Source organism: Vibrio sp. SCP2, from assembly GCF_059295395.1.
This window is the reverse complement of the sequence record NZ_JCAFVV010000001.1, coordinates 1630523-1647452: the sequence shown is the minus strand read 5'-3', so window position 1 is coordinate 1647452 and position 16930 is coordinate 1630523. Positions and strand designations below refer to the sequence as shown.

Below are 16930 nucleotides of genomic sequence, written 5' to 3'. Positions count from 1 at the left end.
CTGGTGAAGGCTAAGATCGAACGACTTAGCTCTCCACCAGCTATCAACGCCTACTTTTCGTTACTGAAAAATACAGAAACATCGTTATGAGGACGCGGAATAACATGTGTCGCTACAACCGTGCCAATCGAACCTGCGACTTCAGCTGCCGCTTCTATCGCCGCGTTAATCGCACCCACATCACCTTTGACGACAATCGCCACTAAACCGTCACCCACTTGCTCGCGGCTAACCAAAGAAACGTTTGCCGCTTTGACCATCGCATCTGCCGCAGCCAACGCTGTTACGTAGCCTTTTGTTTCGATCATTCCAATTGCTTCAGACATATGTCTATCTCCATTACATAATTTAGTGATCAATTGAGGCGACAACGATCGCGTCAACTAATACGTCAGGTTGAGAAAAATAATCAGCAGCGATACTGCCGGTCACTATTAAAACTTGTTCGCCTTCACCACAGCCAAGGGGATCGAGCGCGACTATTTGGTTTTGCTTTTCATCATTTGGGCTGACAATCACCAACGCGCCTGCTGGCAATTGATTGACTTTCCGGCTTACCCATAACTTGCCGGTTACTTTGCCTGTAATCATTCGTCCTGCCTTACTATTTCGATACCTAGTTTGCGTGCTTTTGCCTTCGCGAGCGGTGTGACCACAGAGTGATCCGTAATCACAACTTTGCTAACGTGCTGCCCGCAGTAGTTCATCAGCCGTTTTTCGGTCAAAGGCGCTGCGCTGTGAGTCAGGCTATTATTGGTTCCAATCCCCTCCTCTTGCAGTACCTGCTTAATTACCTGCCTAATCAGCGCTCTTAACTGGTCGACATTAAGATTTACCTGCTGCATGACACCTCCATATTAGGTGCGGTCCAATACTGCAAAGCGTCTGCTGTGCCTGTTAAAACCACTCTGCCGGATGAACCTAGATATTTAAGTTGTAAAATCTGGCACGACATCGACTTTTCCGCTTCATTAGCGATAGTTAGAGCATGGATCGCAGGGCGGCAATCAATGGTCAAAAGTCCTTTCCCTTGCGATACTAACGCACGCTTAAGCTGTCGATTAATTTGCTGAGCGTGCTCTTGGCTTAGCGAACTGACCACCGAAGAACTGCTTACCTGACTAGATTGCTCACTCGCTGTCGTTTCACTCTTCACCAGTTCAGAAGCAGCGCGTAGCTGGCTATTTTCAGCTGCGCTTAACACCACCCAACCACTGCGGCCATCCATCTGTTTTTGAATTAACTCGACCTGACAGTACTTGAAGATTTTGTCGAGCAATATATCGGTTTCGTGAGCAGGTCGAACTTCAAAGCAAAGCACTCCCGCTGCGTTTGCCGCCAATTGACTTGCTCCACTCGCCTTTAAGCTGAGCAATAAGCCAGATGAAAGACGTTCGATCAGCGTTAATGCGATTAACTCTTTCATTGGCGTTTCTCCAGTAAGCTTTGTAGCTCTTGTTGCACCAACTGCTTGATAAGCGACTGTAAATCTCCCTCAGCCCCCAATGAGCTAGGTTGGCTAGATTCGCTTCCTCCTACGTTAGCCACATTCGAATTGCCGCTACCAGCCGGACCTATACCCGATGACTGTCTTGTCAAAATGGTACGGGCAGCTTCACTGTTCACTCGCGCTAGTGCATTTTGCTCAACCTTTTGCATGTCGGCGTTAAGTTCTTTATTCCAAGCAACTCGCGTCCACTGTACTAAGTGTTTAGCAGCAACGTTGTCGGATATTGAACTCCGACCGTAGAATCCTGTGCCAATCACTGGGCTAGGCGTTAAGTTCGTTGCGAAACCACTTGAACCAAACACGGCTGGCGCATTGACAGTAATGCGACAAACAGGAAGTGAAATCCCCCACTGAGCAATCATGTCTTCATCACTAGAGTGAATGACCGCTGAGTGACCTTTACCTTGAATTCTTAACATCGAGTGGGCACTGGCAAGACCTTGTTCGAAGTCAGACACCTTCATCATCGCCAGTACCGGAAAGAGCTTCTCTTTACTAAATGGTTCTTCTGGAGAAATTCGAGTTATCTCAACACCTAATACCTTAGTGGTTGGTGGTACTCTAAAACCCGCTTGCGATGCGATAGATTGCGCATCTTTACCAATAGCGGCAGGGTTAATCTTTCCTTCTGGATAGAGATAGTTGCGTAGCTTTTCAAGCTCGTGGCCGGCCACATGATAGCCGCCAACATTTTGCATTTTCATGCCCAAAGCATCGGCATTTTTTTCGTGAGCAATCACCACAGACTCGCATGTACACAGTAAGCTGTTGTCGAATGATTTACTCTGAATTATGGCTTGAGCAGTATGATCAAGGTCTGCGCTGACATCGACATAACACGCGACGTTACCCGGCCCGACACCCAAAGCTGGATTTCCCGAACTGTAAGCCGCTCTAACCATCGCCGGGCCACCTGTCGCGAGAATCAAATCCACCTCTTTTGAAGCCATTAACTCGCCGACCAATGCAACACTTGGTGAGCGCAATGTCTGAATAGCTCCTTTTGGAGCGCCTGCGCTTTCTGCAACTTTCGCCAAGTAGTCTGCCGCATCGATTGAGCACTTCTTGGCTCCCGGATGAGGACACAGAATCACCGTATTACGAGTCATTAATGCGGATAGCACCTTATAATAGATAGTGGCTACCGGGCTCGTTGAAGGGATAAGCGCTGCAATCACACCAGCTGGCTTTGGGATCTCTAACACTTGCTTAGCGTGATCGATACTTGCGCCACAATATTTATTGAAATCAAAGCCTTCTAATTGCGCCGTTGCATTGACTTGGTTTTTTAGTGTCTTATCCGCGACATTACCAAAACCCGTCTCCTTTACCGCCCAATCTGCGTAAAACTCAGATTTTTCAAGCGCCGCTTGTGATACCTGTTGGACGATATGTTGTACTTGCTGAGGCGTAAAACTTTGGAACTCTGCCGCCGCCCAATTAGCCAGCGTGAGCATCGTGTTGACGTTGTCCGGTCGAACGTTCATTAGTCCGCTCCTTGGTTACTAAGGTTAAATTGATTGGCATTTTGTGGAGAACTTTTAAGCTCTTGGCTGACCTTCTTCAGCGCAAGATCAAAGCGATATAACATGTCATCACAGGTATCTCGATCGATTAGCAAACCCGGTTTAAGTTGCAGGACTGAAGGATTGAAAGAGGATAAAATTGCCCAAACGCCCTGCTTGTACAGTTCACCCATTATATGGAGCGCGCCTTCTGGGTGATTGAACTCCAAGCCAAACACTAGGCCGCATTGACGGATACCAATAAAGAAATCTGAGTAACGAACGCGTAGACGATCTAACCCCTCTCGGATATAGAGAGAGCTATGTTCAACAGAGAGCTGAGTTTCTGGGCGGGTAGTAATCTCTAAAACTTTGTTCGCAACAACGCAACCTAGCTCTGATCCACCATAAGTGGACACATGACCAAACCCATTATCATTGAGCCATTGGCCTGCTTTTTCTGACAACAGAGCAGCTGCTATCGGGTAGATCCCGCCACCAATGCCTTTACCAGTAATGATAATGTCAGGCGTGACTCCATAGGTTTGCACTGCCCACAACTGACCTGTACGCATTAGGCCTGTCTGAACTTCATCGGCGATATAGAAAACACTATATTTATCGCACAGCGCCCGAACACCTTGCAAATAGCCTTCATCTGGCATCACAAAGCCCGCTGTCGCAGGGATGGTTTCTAGTATCACTGCCGCCACATCTTGTTGAGACAAGACTTTTTCTAGCGACGCTAAGTCATTAAATGGCACACGCTGGGAGTCTTGTGCTGAAGGTTCACAATTGAAGTATTTTGCATTCACTTCATCGCCAACTTGAAGCGAATACCCGGTGTGACCGTGATAGGCTTGGTTTACTGAAACAATCTTTTTCTTCTTGGTCGCATGGCGCACCGTTTTTATTGCTATATCAATCGCTTCACTGCCGCTGGTCGCAAACACACAATAACTCATACCCGGAGATAGCTCGACTAAGGTTTTGGCTAAACTTGCTCGTTGACTCGAAGGGAAATGGTGGTTACCCGCATCAAATTGTGTGGTTGCTTGATTAAGTGCCTCGATGACTTCTGGGTGTCGATGACCAAGGTTAAACGTTCCACCATTCAGGTGCATATCGATAAACTTGCGCCCATCCATATCATAAATGAAGTATCCTTCACGCTTGCCTATAACTAGGTCAATTCCCCACTTCTGCCAGTCTCGGGTTTTTGCTGGATTCCAATACTGCTCCGAGTCCTTTACAACCTGCTGCTTATCCATTCCACATCCCTGCTTATTTAACTCATTATAAGTCATTGATTTTAAGTAACATTAAAATTTACACCCATGCAAACCTCACACTTTGTTGCATTTTTGTTATTTTAATGTTGCCTACAAACTCGAATATAGTCTAGTTTGTATGTCCAAGGCAACGACTTTTCGCAAGTACGTAGCAACCACGTGATTTATATCAAGACGATGTTAATGGAGTGTTTATAATGGACTTTTACGATTTAGAGTTAGATCAGCAACTAGAGCTGCTGTGTGAGATAGCGTTAAACGCCTTACCTTATTGGGGCCTAGACAGCGAATCGACAGTCACTGCGATTAAACATCGTGAGAACGCAGTTTTTAAGGTCGTGACCCCTGACAAAGTGAGTTATGCACTGCGTGTACATCGCTTGGATTATCACACTAATGCCGAACTGCAATCTGAGATGCAGTGGATGAACGCGATGCGCGAGCGTGGCGTCATGACCCCGAAACCCATCGTCAGTTCAGATGGTCAATATGTCGAAGTAGTGACAAGCTCTTCCCTACCAGAAGGTCGTCAAGTCGACATGCTGGAATGGGTAGATTGCACACCACTCGGTTCAATCGAAGAAGGGGTAGAAGATATCAACCACTACCGATTGGTTGGGCAATTAATGGCAAAACTGCATGTAGAAACAGAGAACTGGCCATTACCAGATGGGTTTACACGCGCTCATTGGGATGTAGATGGTTTGTTGGGCAAGAAACCGCTTTGGGGGCGCGCTTGGGATCATAAAGATCTCACACCAGAGCAGCGAGTCTTGATTATTGAAGCTCGTGATCTTGGACGAAAAGTCCTCTCAGACATTCCAAAAGATGCATCAAACTACGGATTAATCCACTGTGATTTTCTGCCAGAAAACCTGTTGGTTGATACAAAAGGTGACATTCACTTGATTGATTTCGACGACGCTGGCTTTGGTTACCATCTTTTTGACATCGCAACGTCGGTATTCTGGTTTATGGGCGATGAGTCATTTGATGATATCGTCGCAGAGTTTCTTAGCGGATACGAGTCGGTACGGGAACTTTCTGAGCAACAAAAAGAGTTACTGCCGTGGTTCCTCTTAATTCGCGGTATCGTCTACCTTGGTTGGGCTCAAACGCGCAGCGAAACTGATGTCGCTAAAGAGCTTTTCCCACCAGTAGTTGAAGCCGTTACTGAACTTGCAACTATGCTACTACCAACAAATGAGGAAGTTGCTCAAGCGTAAGCCGGATCGTTCAAACACAAAAAGCGAGCAAATTAGTGCTCGCTTTGGTTGTGTGTTAAATCAGGTTAGCTTTTCTTACCGTACAAAGGAATTTCTACTGTTTGGTCAGACTCTAACAACTCTTTGTAGTTCCACTCTCGCTGATTCCAATCGTCTCCCATGTACTTAAACACAACATCGCCGGAATCTAAGTTATATGTGATGGTATATTCCGTGGCATAAGTATCCATACCATCTTGTGGTCGGTAAGCCGCTTGCTGAGGCACTTTGAATGCCGTACCTTCGACTGACATCATGGCATGTTTAGGTGAGCTCGCGTGTTGAAGCTGTGAAACGAAATACTTAGCAAACACGTAGCGCTGCTCTGAGTCTGTATTACCCGCTTCTAGTTGGAACTGGCTGCCGTATCCACCAAACTCTTTTAGCTGTTTAGCTTTCTCGCTCCATGCTTCATTCAACCCTTTTTGACTGGTATTAGTTACAACTTGAGCATCATCACCACGGTAGATATTTACGCCGTTTTCATCATATTGAATAACCGCGCGATCACCCGATACATCAGAAACAATATAGTGCCAACGTGGTGGCTCCTGCATACCTGGTATCGCCGTTAAGCCCACTTCAATGTCTTTCACGTTATCAACAACTTGTTGAACATTGTCAAAGTTCGCTAGGAAGTAGCCCGCTAATTCATTTTGGCTTAAAGTATTGTCATTGCCTTTCTCAAGTTGCATACCACGGTAATATTGAATACTCGCGTGCAAACCGTGTTCATTAACGCCTTCGCCGACTAGTTTTCCGTATCCACCGATGGCTAAAAAGCTGTTTTTGACTGTGTACTCTTGGTCACTGGTATCAGTGCCGTGAAAGTTGCGTTTTTCACCCGCAGCCACTTTTAGCAACAGTGGTTTTGTTGATTCCATCCAGTCCATGGTACGTGTTACTACCGCCCCTTGTGGGCTATCCCAGAATACATTAGAACATGCCTGTGCAATGGTTGGGATTGAGATAGCGGAAATAACACAAGTCGTTAAAAATGTTTTATTTAGTCGTTTTTTCATAATAGTTTCCCGATATAAATTGGATGTTAAGTCTTTGCTTGAATTCAATATAGTTTTTTATTGCGACAAATAATTTGAACAGAGTTAGGTATCGAATGCATTGACCCATCAAGTTAAATCTTTGGCGCATTAAGCCAAGCCTATAGATAGTATTTGAAACCAAGTTCGACTCGCGAGCTGTTTGACCACCCGTAGTCTTGATTAGCAATCATTTGAGTCGACTCTTGATGCTCATAGGTGGCGGTCAACCACAACCTTTGGCTATCCGTTATTGGTGTCCCGACTTGGAATTTAAGCTTAATGCTTTCGCGACTTACCGAGTCACCTGATACATTCATGTACTCGGGGAAAAAGCCGATGTAGGAGCGATTCTCCGCAATACGTCGAGTTAGGAAAACGTTAGCCAGTACACCGTCAACGCTCTCACCATACATCTCACCTTTTGCATAAGCTAAGTTTGGAAACAACATAAACTTACCGGTATAACTTGGGTTAATCATGCCAACAACACCCGCCGACACAATACTCATATCATCACCAACGTGTTTTATTTCTGGTAAACGACTATGAATCGCATCGATTGAAAAACCGACTTTTGGCAGGGAAGCTAAAGAGGTATTCATTACGTGAAAGTACTGTAATCTCGCGTTGTTATAGGCCGTACCATAATCTTCATCGTGGAAGTTGGTGTCGCCAAAAACCACGTCGCCATAAAATAAAAAGTTATCCCCGTTGGAATGACTGCCAGACAAGGATCCAAGTAAACGAATGTTGCTATCGCTATCAATGGAAGTTCCGACTTGGGTATAGACTTTGGTCATATCCCCAGGGTCAACAACCTCTTCAGCAACGGCCAGTGAAGAACTCAAAGCCATAGTGACTACAATGCCCAAACCAGTCTTTGTAAAACGCATTTTTTGCTCCTGTTTAAAGTTTACTGGAGCATTTTATTGATAAATTTGTCGTCGTTTAGCGTGAGCCATCCCATCCCAATCCTGTTGGCTAACCGTGCCAAACCATTGGCGCATTAAGCAAACTTACAAATCAAAGTTCGTGCAATTTTTTTACACTGATTTAATAACTAAAATACCTAAATGATATATTTATAAGAATAGTGCCGTTATTTAACTGAGCTCAATTTTTAATAGAGAGATTCAAGCGATAATTATTTGGTGAATATAAAAAGCAGGCTAGTCATGGTAAGAAAACATAAACAAGATCAACGCTATTATTTTCATTACGGGTGGATCGAACTACTGACCCAAGCTGCGCAGCACTATGGTGTAGATTTGGAGTCAATTGGCAGCTATCGCGAGCTGTTAGCTTTAGGAAAAGATAACCCCGACATTCGACTTGCAAGAGAACTGCAACGAGAACTCATTGAGCAATCTCGATACGATCTCTCCATTGATGCGGCTAAATACGTCACACCTTTGACCTTTGGTAGTGTATCAATCGCCCTATGGTCTGCTCCTACACTGCAACAATGCTTAGAGATTCTTTGTAAACATTTCATTGTACTTGCCCCCCAGACTGACCTGTCTCTCCATCAAGATGGTGACGTGACGGAACTTTGGATCATCAACAGTCGTACTCCTGAGTCCTACTCGATCACTCAGGCCGGAATTTCATTAATGGTGTGCGTGATTCTTGAGATGTTGCGCCAACTAAATAAGGGAGAGCTGTTACCTTGCCGCATATTTGCCCCTTACCATGACTATTCGAAGCAACTGGTAGATAAGTTCTGTCAGACCTATCAAGTAACTAGCATCGAAAAAGGTCCAATCAGAAAAATTACTTTTCAGACTGAGCAGTTACAGCAAGCCTCCCCTTTTGCCAACCCACAACTTTTGGAACATAACCTAGCATGGGTACAAGAGCGCGCCGCTAAGTTGAGCCAAAATGATATCCGCTTACAAGTTTCACACGTACTAGATGAGCTTCCGACACTGCGTAATGTCTCTTCAACACTGGTAGCACAAAAGTTATTGACCAGCCCTAGGACTCTGAATCGCCGACTTGCTGATGCTCAGACCAACTTTAAAACCATCCTCAATAATTACCGTTTGCAGAAAGCACTGACACTGTTGCAAGACCCCGATAACAACATGACAGAAATTGCATTCCAGTTAGGTTTCTCTGAATTGAGCTGCTTCACACGAGCGTTTAAGCGTTGGACTGGAGAGGCACCAACTTCAATCAATTGAAGTGAAAGTAAATGAAGTACAGACGTAAAAAATCCCGCAACTGCGGGACTTTTTATTCAAACTAGCTAATCAATTCTATGGTAGTCGCTATACCTTGCCCCATACCAATACACATGGTCGCAAGCCCGTACTTTCCGTGACGCTGCTCCATCACGTTAATTAACGTCCCGATGATACGCGAACCTGAACATCCAAGCGGATGTCCGAGTGAAATGGCACCACCATGAAGGTTAACTTTGTCTTCTCGCGCGTCCCACAATCCAAGATCTTTTAGACAAGGAATGGCTTGAGCGGCAAACGCTTCGTTAACTTCAGCGAAATCAATGTCATCAATCGTCAAGTTAGACTTTTCGAGGGCTTTTTGCGACGCTGGAACCGGGCCATAACCCATGATCGCAGCCGGAACACCTGCGGTAGTACACGCAAGCACCTTAGCGCGGGGCTGAACACCGAGCTGTTTCGCTTTTTCCTCGCTCATTACCAATAAGCAAGATGCGCCGTCTGACAAGGCCGAAGATGTGCCTGCCGTTACACTGCCTCTTGGGTCGAACACAGGTCGCAGTTGACCGAGTGATTCTGCTGTTGTTTCAGGACGAATCACCTCATCATCTTTGACTAAAATCGGTAAGCCGTCTTGGTCATGACCTAAAGTCGGTACGATTTCATTGTCGAATCGACCTTCAAGAGTGGCTTGATACGCTAATCGGTGTGAACGGGCACCCAATTCATCTTGCTCTTCACGAGAGATATTGTGGATCTTGGCTAGCGCTTCAGCTGTCAACCCCATCATTGCTGACGCTTGAGCCATATTACGGTTGTAGCTATTTAGGTTCATACCCTTAGTCATAGGCACATGCCCCATATGCTCAACGCCCCCGACCATGACAACATCTGCATCTCCGGCTTTGATGGCCCTTGTCGCCATGTGAAGCGCATCCATCGATGAACCACAAAGTCGGTTTACCGTCGTAGCCGCGACCGTTTCAGGTAGCCCTGCTTGCAATGCCGCATTACGGGCTAAGTTGAAGCCTTGCTCTTCAGTTTGCTGAACACAGCCCCAAATAATGTCATCTATTTCGTTGGCCGGGACGTTTGATTGTCGCGTTAACATACTGGCCATTAAGTGTGCTGATAAGTCATCTGCACGAACATGACGGAACACGCCATTTTTAGAACGCCCCATAGGAGTTCGAATCGCATCAACAATTACTACGTTTTTCATGGTTATCTTCTCCTATTATGCGTAAAAGCGTTGGTTGTTCTCAGCTCGTTCAATCAAGCCTTGTGGGATCTTGTACAGCGAGCCTAAGTGTTCATAGTGTTTTGCTACTTCGACAAGTTTCTGCAGACCAAAGTTGTCCATGTAGTAGAACAGTCCACCGCGGAATGGAGGGAAACCCGTACCGTAAATAAATGCAATATCACCTTCCTCAGCGGAATTAATGATCCCTTCATCTAAACAACGAATCGCTTCAAACATCATAGGTAACATCATGCGCAACTGAATTTCGTCAGAGGAGAAGTCTGCAGGTTGCTGACAAACTTGGTTCAATATTGCTTGGCTCTCTGCACTTGCCAACGCTTTTAAGCGACCGCGTCTATCAAGCTCATAGTGGTAAAAGCCATGTTTAGATTTTTGACCCAGCAAGCCATTTGCATTGTGCATTTCAATCAAATTCACTGTCGGCTTAGCTATACGTTGAGGAAAGGCTTCATCCATAACATCAATACAGTGCGAAGCCGTATCAAGACCAACCACGTCAAGTAAGGTTGCAGGACCCATCGGCCAACCAAAACCCTTGCTCATGACTTTATCGATAGTCGCGATATTGCCGCCATCCACCACTAGTTGGTTAAATGCGAGGAAATAAGGCGTTAAACAACGGTTGACTAAAAAGCCTGCACAATCATTGACTACAATCGGAGTTTTACCGAGTTGCAGCACGTAGTTCACAGCCTTGGCGATGGTGCTCTCTGAGGTTTTCTCCCCACGAATCACTTCCACCAATGGCATTTTATGTACTGGGTTAAAGAAGTGAATTCCACAGAAGTTTTCAGGTTTTTCAAGTGAATGGGCTAGCCCACTGATCATCAAAGTCGAAGTGTTTGACGCAATCACCGCATTCGGCGCTGATTTTTCCAGTTGAGCCAAGACCTTTTCTTTCACGATTGGATTCTCAACCACCGCTTCGACAATAAGATCGCTGCCTTCCAACGTGCTATCGTGTAACGTAGGAGTAATTCGATTAAGCACTTCACCCATTTGCTGTGGCGATTTCTTACCGCGTTTAACTTGCTTAGCAAGCAGTTGGTTGGCTTCATTTAGTCCGAGATTTAGACCCGCTTTGTTGATGTCTTTCATCACAACATCTAGGCCTTTATCTGCGGTCACGTAAGCAATGCCGCCCCCCATGATACCAGCGCCAATCACTGCAAGCTCTTCGGTTTTTTCCGCTTGTTTAGCATGGTGTTTTGCGGTCGACTTTACTGCCATGTCGCTTAAGAACACATTAACTAATGCATCGGCAACGCCACTGTTCACACAAGCTAAAATACCTTGTCTTTCCACAGCAAGTGCGTCATCTCGGCTCAATGCTGCGCTTTTCTCTATCGTATCGAGAATAAGATTTGGTGCCGGATAGTGAGGCCCTGCCGCCTTGGCAACCATGCCACGTGCCACATTAACCGACATTGCTAGCTCGTAACCATTCATCGGTAATGGGTTGCGCTTCTCTGCTTGCTTACTATGCCAGTCCAAATCGCCCTTGTTTGCGCTGCGCAGCAGTTCTATAGCTTGGCTAACATAATCACTCTCTTTACCAGTCAGAACGCCATCAACAACGTGATTAACAAGCGCTTGCTGAGCTTTAAAGTTTTTGCCCGTTGTCAGCCAGGTCATTGCGGTATCTGTACCGACAATTCGCGGCAGTCTAGTCACGCCGCCCCATCCTGGCATAATGCCTAGCTTCACTTCAGGCAGGCTGATTTTTGCGTCTTGAGTTGCTAGTCGATACTCACACAGTAACGCTAACTCAACACCACCACCTGCTGCGACACCGTTAATAAGTGCAACCTTCGGCAAGGGTAAATCTTCAATTCGGTTGTAAATTGAGTGAACCCATTTTAGATAATCTTCTACCGCTTCATCGCCATCACTAAACAGTTGGCGGAAAGCTTTGACATCAGCGCCTGCACTAAACAGACTTTTACCTGAGCGAATCACCAGACCCGAATAACCATTTTGTTCAAGTAATGTCGCACACTGCTCTAACTCAATCAGTGCTTCTTTGCGTAGTGTATTGACTGGATCGCTCTTTGCGTCAAACACTAGCTCCGCTATGTTGTCACCAGAAGAAAGTAGACTTAGTTGGAAATATTGACCGTGATACATCTTCTTTCTCCTTATTTAATCATGCCAAGTTCAAGCGCTTGGTCACGCAATGAATCTCTAAATTTCGGATGGGCAATTGCAATCAGTGCCTTTGCTCGCTCCGAGGTGGAGAGACCGCGTAAGTCAGCCGAGCCATACTCTGTGGCAATCACCTGAGTATCATTACGTGGTGTGGTGATCGGCGTACCCGTAGGTAGAGAGAGTCGAATGTTTGATTCAAGACCGTGTTTTCCATCTCGCGTCGAAGAGAGAGCTAAGATACTCACACCGCCTTTAGACATGCCCGCTGCACGTACAAAGTCGAGCTGCCCGCCAGAGCCGGAGATTTGCGAAAACCCAACCCCTTCTGACGCAACTTGACCGACTAGATCAACCATCAAGCAGGTGTTTATCGATACAAAGTTGTCATTCTTTGCTACTTCATAAGGGTTAACAATCTCTTCCATTGGACCCATTTCCAATTCAGGGTTGTTATCAATGAAATCAATAAGCTCCTGTGGACCAGCGGCAAATGCAGCGACTAGCTTGTTTGGTTTGTAGTTTTTCTTGTTACCCGTGACCGCGCCTGATTGACACATCATCATCAGTGATTCGGTAAACATTTCGGTATGGATACCTAGGTCTTGGTGATCACGAAGTGCCATACCCATCGCATTAGAAATCGTCCCGATACCAATCTGAATCGTCATACCATTGTTAATGTATGGGACGACATGTTGGGCAATTTGACTCTCAAGCTCAGAAGGCTCACCTGCTTTTGGCATCGCAATTGGGTGGTGGCCTTCAACGAGGTAGTCCGCTTGGTCTACATGGACGGTGTTCTTCTCACCATCAACATAGGGTTGCTGTTCATTGATAACAAAGATGGTTTTTTTCGCGTATTTCAGCGCTTGGGTTGTGCCTACGCCGCCACATGCGCCCAAACTCACAAAGCCGTCTTCATTAGGAGGCGTCACTTCCACAACCACCGTGTTTGGTTGTAACTTCGCGAATATCTTGTCGAGATTTGAGAACTGGAAGTTAATGATTTCAACGTTGCCACCATTTTGGCACTGACGTTCTACCGGCCCCATGAAAACGCTCAAATGGCGGAAGTTTTCTCGGTACTGAGGTTTAAAAAACTCGTAAGGAAAAGTAACTAGGCCAGTGTATAGCTCGCACCCTTTAAACAGAGTTAGGTGCTTGTCTAACTCTTGTAAAAAGCGAACAGGGGTAGATAGAAACCCACCAGCCCAAATTTTATCGCCTGACGAAAGTTTGCCGACAGCAGACTCTAGGGACAGTAACTTATCTTGATATAGCGTTTTCCATTGATTCATAGTAAAACTCTCTTTGCAGAACAGGCTCAAACTCTAGATAACGCTTTCCTTATTAAGCTAGGGTCAACTGCACTGCTTTTATGTAGGATAAAGAGGTCCTTCCTTACCTCGCTATTTAGAATAACGAGCAACTTGCCAGTAACTTTGCTTTTTAGGACATAAGTAAGACATTATCAGACAGGTTTAAAACTTGAGTTTTCGATCACAAATTTACAATGGTGCGTAATCAATGAGCCAAATTGACCGACAGTTTCACGACTCCCTCTCCGTTCACAAAGGGTGGCAAGGGCTAATCGCTAAACATCAAAATGTTAAGGTAGAGATCGATGAGGTAAGAAAAAATGATACTGGCCGACTGCACTTGCATGATTTGCGCAATCAGCTCTATTCATTAACGCAAGTCAATCAAGACCCACTATTTCCGGTTCACTGTGCGCAATATGTATCGCCACTCACCTTTGGTAGCTATACGTTAACGCTATGGACAGCACCCAACCTGGACGTCGCGTTGCAGCATGCTGAGGATTTTTCGATTGTCGTCAGTTCACCGATCAGACTTAAATATCACAAGGATAAACAAGGTCATGCAGAGCTATGGGTGCTAGACAGTGAACCCTTCAATAACGAAAGTCATGTTACTTATCTTGGAGTAATGTTGTTTGTCGCCACCACGGTGAAGATCATTCAGTCGATCGTCGAAGATGATGAACTACAAATCAAAATTAAGCTGGTAGATAACAAGCTGAGTAACGATATCTATCGACAAATCGAACAGCTAACCCATGTCAAAATATCGGTCGGCGAACCTGTACGCAAACTCTGCATTGACAAGAAGTACCTTTATCGCAACAACGCGAATCACGATCACGATATCTATTTCTCAGCCCTTAATATGTTGCGTAAAGATGCAGAATCGCTCAAGCAAGGCGACCTCATTCTTCGTTTGTACAATGTGCTTAACTCACTGGAGCACTTGTCTCTAGCAAATGCCGAATCTGTTGCACATTCATTGCAACTGAATGTGCGAACTCTGAACCGAAAACTCGCTGAACTCAATACGAGTTACCGAGGCGTGGTTGAAAAGTACAAGTTAGAAAAGGCGCTTCACCTACTAGAAACGCCAAGTATAAATATGACTGAAATAGCCTACCAATTGGGGTTTGCCGACCTAAGTACTTTTTCTCGGGCATTTAAGCGTTGGACGGGCTACAGCCCAGTTTCATTAAAAGGAAAGCAAGATTCAGACAGCTCGATTTCTGATCTAAATCAATAAGCGCACCATTAACAAATTCGGCAAAACTATTGTCCTAAAATGCAAAGCCCAGTCTCAACCTTATTGCTGTAATACTCCCAGATTTTACACCGAAACGTGTACAAATTAGTGGAGACAATCATGTTAAAACAGCAACATAAGAGACTCTTTGAGCCAATGTCTATTGGCTCTGTGAAGCTCAAAAACCGCTACTCAATGGCGCCTATGGGGACGTTGGGTTGTGTCGATGGCGATGGTGCTTACAACCATCGTGGCATCGAATATTATACCGCTCGCGCCAAAGGCGGCGTTGGCTTGATCATCACTGGTGTTCAAATGGTCGAAAACGAGTTAGAGCAATTCCCTATGCCTTCTCTGCCTTGTCCAACCAATCATCCAACGGCCTATATCCGTAGCGCCAAGGAGATGACTGAACGAGTTCATGCATACGGAACAAAGATTTTCGCTCAGCTCACCGCCGGATGGGGACGTTCTTGTATTCCAGGCTTTACCCCAGAAGACAAATCCATTGCCCCTTCAGACGCACCCAATCGTTTTGACCCAAGCATTCAACATCGCGAGTTAACCACAGACGAAGTTAAATATTTCATCGGTAAGTTTATCGAGTCAGCGGTTATCGCACAAAAAGCAGGCTTTGATGGCGTTGAAATTCACGCCGTACACGAAGGTTACTTGCTTGATCAATTTACGATGGCGTTTTTCAACCGACGTACCGACCAATATGGTGGTAGTTTCGAAAACCGCTATCGCTTCGCTGTCGAAATCGTTCAAGGCATTAAAGCGATGTGCGGCAAAGATTTCCCTGTCTCACTGCGCTATTCCGTCAAAAGTAATATGAAGGGATTTGGTCAAGGCATTCTTCCCGGGGAACAAGCCGATGAAGTTGGCCGAGATATGGAAGAAGGCTTACGTGCAGCGAAATACCTTCAGGATGCTGGATTTGATGCACTAAACGTCGATGCCGGCACCTACGATTCATGGTATTGGAACCATCCGCCTAACTACTTCGAACCGGGCATGTACAAGCCATACTGTAAAGCCGTTTCCGAGGTTGTCGATATCCCTGTCCTCATAGCTGGCCGGATGGAAAATCCAGACCTCGCTGCCCATGCGGTTGAACATGGTATTGCTGATGGTATTTCAATGGGACGCCCCCTTCTTGCAGACCCTGAAGTCGTCAATAAGATTCGCCGTGGGCGATTTGAAGAGGTTCGCCCTTGCCTATCTTGTCATCTTGGCTGCTTGGGCAGAATGGCGGAAATTGGCAACATTTCTTGCGCCGTAAACCCAACATGTGGGCGAGAAGATGAGTACCGCTTGCTGCCGACACACAAAGCCAAAAAAGTGGTTGTCATTGGCGGCGGTGTTGCGGGAATGGAAGCAGCGCGAATTGCAGCTGAACGCGGTCACAAAGTAGTTCTGTTAGAGAAGTCAGATGCACTTGGTGGCAATGTTATCCCCGGTTGCCAACCCCCATTCAAGCACGACGATAAACTTCTGATTAATTGGTTCGCAGGCGAGATGGTTCGCAAACGTGTTGATGTACGTTTCGGCGTTGAAGCGACCAAAGCGAGCATCGAAGCAGAAGCGCCTGACAGCGTGATCTTTGCTACAGGCTCTCGTCCAGTCAGCCCTGAGTGGTTAAAAGGCAGAGATAAACCGCACGTAATGGTTGCTGAAAAAATGTTGATGAATCCAGACTTGATCGTTGGCGATAAAGTCACCATCGTCGGCGGTGGTTTAGTGGGTGCAGAGGCTGCCCTGTGGATGGCTCAAAAAGGCAAAGCGGTCACCTTGATTGAAGCCGATGAAGATATTATCGGCGGCCCTCATGGCACTTGTTTTGCCAACTACCAAATGCTCAAAGAGTTGCTCGTAAAAGAACAAGTCAATGTACTCACTTCTACCCGATTGGAGTGTGTGACAGATACGGGCGTACTGATTTCGAAAGACAATCGCTCACTCGAACTACTCGCCGATCACGTCGTGCTCGCTGTTGGTTATCGTTCTGAAGATAAGCTGCATGAATCGCTTGCTAATCAGCTCGATGTCGATGAAGTATTTAACATCGGTGATAGCCAAAAAGCACGCACCATCATGGCAGCTATTTGGGACGGTTACGAAGTCGCGCGTAGCTTGTAACAAA

At 45.9% G+C, this 16930-nt stretch carries 15 protein-coding genes; 4 read left to right on the top strand and 11 right to left on the bottom strand.

Annotated elements, in window-relative coordinates:
* Nucleotides 1–50: 50 nt before the first annotated feature.
* Genes AC5O63_RS07795 through AC5O63_RS07770 form a run of 6 tightly spaced genes read right to left on the bottom strand, consistent with a single transcriptional unit; the run spans nucleotide 51 to nucleotide 4286 of the window.
* Complete coding sequence (locus AC5O63_RS07795; protein ID WP_239824607.1) at nucleotides 51–326, bottom strand: BMC domain-containing protein; 276 nt, start codon at nucleotides 324–326, stop codon at nucleotides 51–53.
* Nucleotides 327–348: 22 nt separating this feature from the next.
* A complete protein-coding gene (locus AC5O63_RS07790) occupies nucleotides 349–591 on the bottom strand; it encodes a EutN/CcmL family microcompartment protein (protein ID WP_239855916.1) in 243 nt (80 codons plus the stop codon).
* Nucleotides 588–845 (bottom strand): hypothetical protein, encoded by a 258-nt coding sequence (locus AC5O63_RS07785; protein ID WP_239824609.1) that lies wholly within the window; start codon nucleotides 843–845, stop codon nucleotides 588–590. Before AC5O63_RS07785 ends, AC5O63_RS07790 begins: the two co-directional genes overlap by 4 nt.
* Nucleotides 833–1426: a hypothetical protein gene (locus tag AC5O63_RS07780; RefSeq protein WP_494504530.1), complete on the bottom strand. Its 594-nt coding sequence runs from the start codon at nucleotides 1424–1426 to the stop codon at nucleotides 833–835. Before AC5O63_RS07780 ends, AC5O63_RS07785 begins: the two co-directional genes overlap by 13 nt.
* Nucleotides 1423–2997: an aldehyde dehydrogenase family protein gene (locus tag AC5O63_RS07775; protein WP_494504529.1), complete on the bottom strand. Its 1575-nt coding sequence runs from the start codon at nucleotides 2995–2997 to the stop codon at nucleotides 1423–1425. Before AC5O63_RS07775 ends, AC5O63_RS07780 begins: the two co-directional genes overlap by 4 nt.
* Complete coding sequence (locus tag AC5O63_RS07770) at nucleotides 2997–4286, bottom strand: class-III pyridoxal-phosphate-dependent aminotransferase (RefSeq protein ID WP_494504528.1); 1290 nt, start codon at nucleotides 4284–4286, stop codon at nucleotides 2997–2999. The genes AC5O63_RS07775 and AC5O63_RS07770 overlap by 1 nt, the downstream gene beginning before the upstream one ends.
* 218 nt (nucleotides 4287–4504) lie before the next feature.
* Here AC5O63_RS07770 and AC5O63_RS07765 point away from each other — a divergent pair, with 218 nt between their 5' ends.
* Nucleotides 4505–5533: a phosphotransferase enzyme family protein gene (locus tag AC5O63_RS07765; protein ID WP_494504527.1), complete on the top strand. Its 1029-nt coding sequence runs from the start codon at nucleotides 4505–4507 to the stop codon at nucleotides 5531–5533.
* 65 nt (nucleotides 5534–5598) lie between these two features.
* Here AC5O63_RS07765 and AC5O63_RS07760 read toward each other — a convergent pair whose 3' ends face one another.
* Nucleotides 5599–6594, bottom strand: coding sequence for a linear amide C-N hydrolase (locus tag AC5O63_RS07760; protein WP_494504526.1), 996 nt, complete (start codon nucleotides 6592–6594; stop codon nucleotides 5599–5601).
* Between the two features lie 140 nt (nucleotides 6595–6734).
* A complete protein-coding gene (locus tag AC5O63_RS07755; protein ID WP_494504525.1) occupies nucleotides 6735–7508 on the bottom strand; it encodes a hypothetical protein in 774 nt (257 codons plus the stop codon).
* Nucleotides 7509–7790: 282 nt separating this feature from the next.
* Between AC5O63_RS07755 and AC5O63_RS07750 the strand changes: the two genes are divergently transcribed.
* On the top strand, nucleotides 7791–8801 hold the full coding sequence (locus tag AC5O63_RS07750) for an AraC family transcriptional regulator (RefSeq protein ID WP_494504524.1): 1011 nt from the start codon (nucleotides 7791–7793) through the stop codon (nucleotides 8799–8801).
* 61 nt (nucleotides 8802–8862) lie between these two features.
* Here the strand turns inward: AC5O63_RS07750 and fadA are convergent, their stop codons facing one another.
* Genes fadA through AC5O63_RS07735 form a run of 3 tightly spaced genes read right to left on the bottom strand, consistent with a single transcriptional unit; the run spans nucleotide 8863 to nucleotide 13511 of the window.
* Nucleotides 8863–10023 (bottom strand): acetyl-CoA C-acyltransferase FadA, encoded by a 1161-nt coding sequence (gene fadA / locus AC5O63_RS07745; RefSeq protein WP_494504523.1) that lies wholly within the window; start codon nucleotides 10021–10023, stop codon nucleotides 8863–8865.
* A 15-nt stretch (nucleotides 10024–10038) separates the two neighbouring features.
* Nucleotides 10039–12192 carry a fatty acid oxidation complex subunit alpha FadB gene (gene fadB, locus AC5O63_RS07740; protein WP_494504522.1) on the bottom strand — a complete coding sequence of 718 codons (2154 nt, stop codon included), beginning with the start codon at nucleotides 12190–12192 and terminating at the stop codon, nucleotides 10039–10041.
* 11 nt (nucleotides 12193–12203) lie between these two features.
* Entirely contained in the window at nucleotides 12204–13511 is a 1308-nt protein-coding gene (locus AC5O63_RS07735) for an acetyl-CoA hydrolase/transferase family protein (RefSeq protein WP_494504521.1), read from the bottom strand.
* Nucleotides 13512–13740: 229 nt separating this feature from the next.
* On the opposite strand from AC5O63_RS07735, the gene AC5O63_RS07730 reads away from it, so the two are divergent.
* Complete coding sequence (locus AC5O63_RS07730; protein WP_494504520.1) at nucleotides 13741–14784, top strand: helix-turn-helix domain-containing protein; 1044 nt, start codon at nucleotides 13741–13743, stop codon at nucleotides 14782–14784.
* Nucleotides 14785–14904: 120 nt separating this feature from the next.
* Nucleotides 14905–16926 (top strand): oxidoreductase, encoded by a 2022-nt coding sequence (locus tag AC5O63_RS07725; RefSeq protein WP_494504519.1) that lies wholly within the window; start codon nucleotides 14905–14907, stop codon nucleotides 16924–16926.
* The last annotated feature ends 4 nt before the right edge of the window (nucleotides 16927–16930 follow it).